This is a genomic window from Mesorhizobium sp. M1E.F.Ca.ET.063.01.1.1 (assembly GCF_003998155.1).
Lineage (GTDB): Bacteria > Pseudomonadota > Alphaproteobacteria > Rhizobiales > Rhizobiaceae > Mesorhizobium.
The window spans coordinates 1-3,408 of the sequence record NZ_RZSC01000633.1; the positions used below are offsets into that span (position 1 = coordinate 1).

General features: G+C 66.0%; 3 protein-coding genes. All 3 read right to left on the reverse strand.

Translation table 11 applies throughout. From position 1 onward, the window contains the following. On the reverse strand, positions 1 to 254 hold a 254-nt coding region (locus EOA29_RS29560), incomplete at its 3' end, for a ribosome-binding factor A (RefSeq protein WP_189479021.1). 125 nt (positions 255 to 379) lie between these two features. Beyond that, a complete protein-coding gene (gene infB / locus EOA29_RS29565; protein WP_126090353.1) occupies positions 380 to 2,953 on the reverse strand; it encodes a translation initiation factor IF-2 in 2,574 nt (857 codons plus the stop codon). After that, a partial coding sequence (locus tag EOA29_RS29570; protein WP_127221986.1) for a DNA-binding protein occupies positions 2,950 to 3,408 on the reverse strand: 459 nt, incomplete at its 5' end. The genes infB and EOA29_RS29570, both read right to left, overlap by 4 nt.

The following is a 3,408-nucleotide window of genomic DNA, read 5'->3' on the forward strand; positions in this document are numbered from 1 at the left end:
CTCCGGACCTCAAGATCGCCACCGCTTTCGTCTCGCCGCTTGGCACCGGCGTCGCCGGCGCCAAGCGGCGAGACGAAAGCGGTGGCGATCTTGAGGTCCGGAGACATGCGCACCTCGGAGACCGAGACGACGGCGTTCTCGACCACCGGATCGATGATCTCGCCGCGCTGCAGGGTTTCGGACAGCGCATGGCGCACCTGCTCGCCGACGCGCAGCATGCGCTGGGAAGGGCCTGATGTTGTAGAACGGGGCATTTTCTTCAGTCCTGAAATCGTGAAGCGCGGGATGGGACCGCGCCACATGTCTCAACTATGAAATATAAGGCTTTGGGCGGCAGCCTTTCGGCCGCCGCCGGTCATCTCGACAAATATATCCGAATTTAGAGCGTCCGGGTCACCATCTCGATGCGGAAGCACTCGATGACGTCGCCGACGCGCATGTCCTCGTAGTTCTGGAAGGCCATGCCGCATTCCTGGCCGACCGGCACTTCCGAAACCTCGTCCTTGAAGCGCTTGAGCGTCTTCAGCGTGCCTTCATGGACGACGACATTGTCGCGGATCAGGCGGACACCCGCGCCACGCTCGACCTTGCCTTCGGTGACGCGGCAGCCGGCGATCTTGCCGATCTTCGAGATGTCGAAGATCTCGAGGATCTCGGCATTGCCGATGAAGGTCTCGCGCCGCTCCGGCGAGAGCATGCCGGAAAGCGCCGCCTTCACGTCATCGACGAGGTTGTAGATGATCGAGTAGTAGCGGATCTCGATGCCCGCGGCGGCCGCTGCGGCACGCGCCTGAGCATTGGCGCGGACATTGAAGCCGATGATCGCCGCACCCGAAGTCTCGGCGAGCGAGACGTCGCTTTCGGTGATGCCGCCAGCGCCGGCGTGCACGATGCGCGCCCGCACCTCGTCGTTGCCGAGCTTTTCGAGCGCGGCATTGATCGCCTCGATCGAACCCTGCACGTCGCCCTTGATGACCAGCGGGAATTCCTTGAGCCCGCTCGTCTGCAACTGCGACATCATCTGCTCGAGCGAGCCGCGCTGGCCGGCATGCTTGGCCACCGCCTTTTCGCGCGCCAGGCGCTGGCGGTACTCGGTGATTTCACGCGCGCGCGCCTCGTTGTTGACGACGGCGAAGCGGTCGCCCGCCTGCGGCGTGCCCTGGAGGCCGAGCACCTCGACCGGCATTGCCGGCGGCGCTTCCGGCACGTGCTCGCCGCGATCGTTGACCAACGCGCGGACACGGCCCCACTCGTTGCCGGCGACAATGATGTCGCCCGGCATCAGCGTGCCGGTCTGCACCAGAACGGTAGCGACGGGACCACGGCCCTTGTCGAGCTTGGCCTCGATGACCGCGCCTTCGGCGGTACGGTCGGGGTTGGCCTTGAGGTCGAGAATCTCGGCCTGCAGCAGGATCGCCTCGAGCAGCTTGTCGATGTTGGTGCCCTTGATCGCCGACACTTCGACGTCCAGCACCTCGCCGCCCATCGATTCGACGAACACTTCATGGCGCAGGAGTTCCGCGCGCACCTTCTGCGGGTCGGCGTCGCGCTTGTCGATCTTGTTGATCGCCACGATGATCGGCACGCCGGCCGCCTTGGCGTGGCTGATCGATTCGATCGTCTGCGGCATCACGCTGTCGTCGGCCGCAACCACCAGCACGGCAATGTCGGTGACCTGGGCGCCGCGGGCGCGCATGGCCGTGAAGGCGGCGTGGCCGGGCGTGTCGATGAAGGTGATCTTCTGACCGTTCTTCTCGACCTGGTAGGCGCCGATATGCTGGGTGATGCCGCCAGCCTCGCCGGAGACGACATTGGCATTGCGGATGGCGTCGAGCAGCGAGGTCTTGCCGTGGTCGACATGGCCCATGATCGTCACGACAGGCGGACGCGACACCAGGTCTTCCGGACGGTCGGCGATGTTGAACAGGCCTTCCTCGATGTCGGACTCGGCAACGCGACGGACCGTGTGGCCGAATTCCGAAGCGACCAGTTCGGCCGTGTCGGCGTCGATGACGTCGCCCGGCTTCAGGATCTGGCCCTGCTTCATGAAGAACTTGACCACGTCCACGGCGCGCTCGGACATGCGCTGCGCCAGTTCCTGGATGGTGATGGTTTCGGGCAGGATCACTTCGCGCATGACTTTCTCGCGCGGCTCGTTGTGCAACGCGCGTTTGAACTTCTCCTGGCGGCGGCGCATCGAGGACAGCGAACGGCCGCGCGCGTCCTCGTCGGAAAGCGCGGAATTCAGCGTCAGCTTGCCGCGGCGGCGGTCTTCCTCACCCTTGGTGGGTTTGGCCGGACGCGCCACTTCGGGCGTGGCGAGACGGCGGGCCGGCGCACCGGCACCAGCACCAGCGCCGGTACGCCTCGGCTTGACTTCCTCGTCTTCATCGGCCGCGGCACTATCCGCGGCCACCGGCGCGCGGCGGCGGGCCTCTTCCTCGGCACGGCGACGCGACTCGGCCTCGGCCTGGAGGCGAGCCTCTTCCTCGGCCTGACGACGCGCGGATTCCTCGCGCTCGCGCTTGCGGCGCTCTTCTTCCTCGGCGCGGCGCTTGGCCTCTTCCTGGGCGCGCTGGCGGTCCTCGACCTCACGCGCCTTGGAGCCTTCGAGCGCCCTGCGACGGGCTTCCATCTCGCCGCGCGACAATTCGTTCAGCACCATGCCGGAGCGTTCCGGCTGCGGGGGCGGCGCCTTCGGCGCTTCCTGCACGGCAGGGGCAGGTGCCGCGGCTGCGGGCTTCGGCGTGAAGACCGACGGCGCCACCGGCTCCGGCTTGTCGCCGTGCAGCGAGAACTTGCGCTTCTTGGTCTCGACCACGACCGACTTGGTACGGCCATGCGAGAAATTCTGGCGCACGGTGCCCTGCTCGAGGCCGGGGCGCTTCAGCGTCAAGGTCTTCTTCGGCGTAACGCTCAACGTCTTGTCGTCGCCCGATTTCGTATCGTTCATTCCATATCCTCTGCGGCATCATCTTCGTCAGCAACGGCCGCAAGCATTGCCAAATCGTCCGGGGTTCCGCCCCGATACCGGTCGAGCGCAACCATGCGCTTCTGAACCGCCTTACCCGCGTCCTGCGCGAGGACGGCAGCATGTATCACATTTGTACCCCCCAATGCCAAGCTCAACTCGGCTTCGGGTAAAAGTTTGTAGGCAGGGATAGCCGGGCCGCCGAGATGGACGGTTGCCCGCCGCGCCTGACTGATCTTGCGGACGCCATCGTCCGAGGCTTCGGTAGCGTGCAGCACGAAGAGCGCCTGCCCGTCGCGCACGGCAGCCTCCACCTTGGCGGCGCCAAGAACGACCGCTCCGGCCTTGCGAGCAAGACCCAGCATACCCAGAGCGGATCTGGAAAGCAGTCCGTCGACCATGCCCCCGAGATCGGCGGGGACGGCAACCCGCGCCCT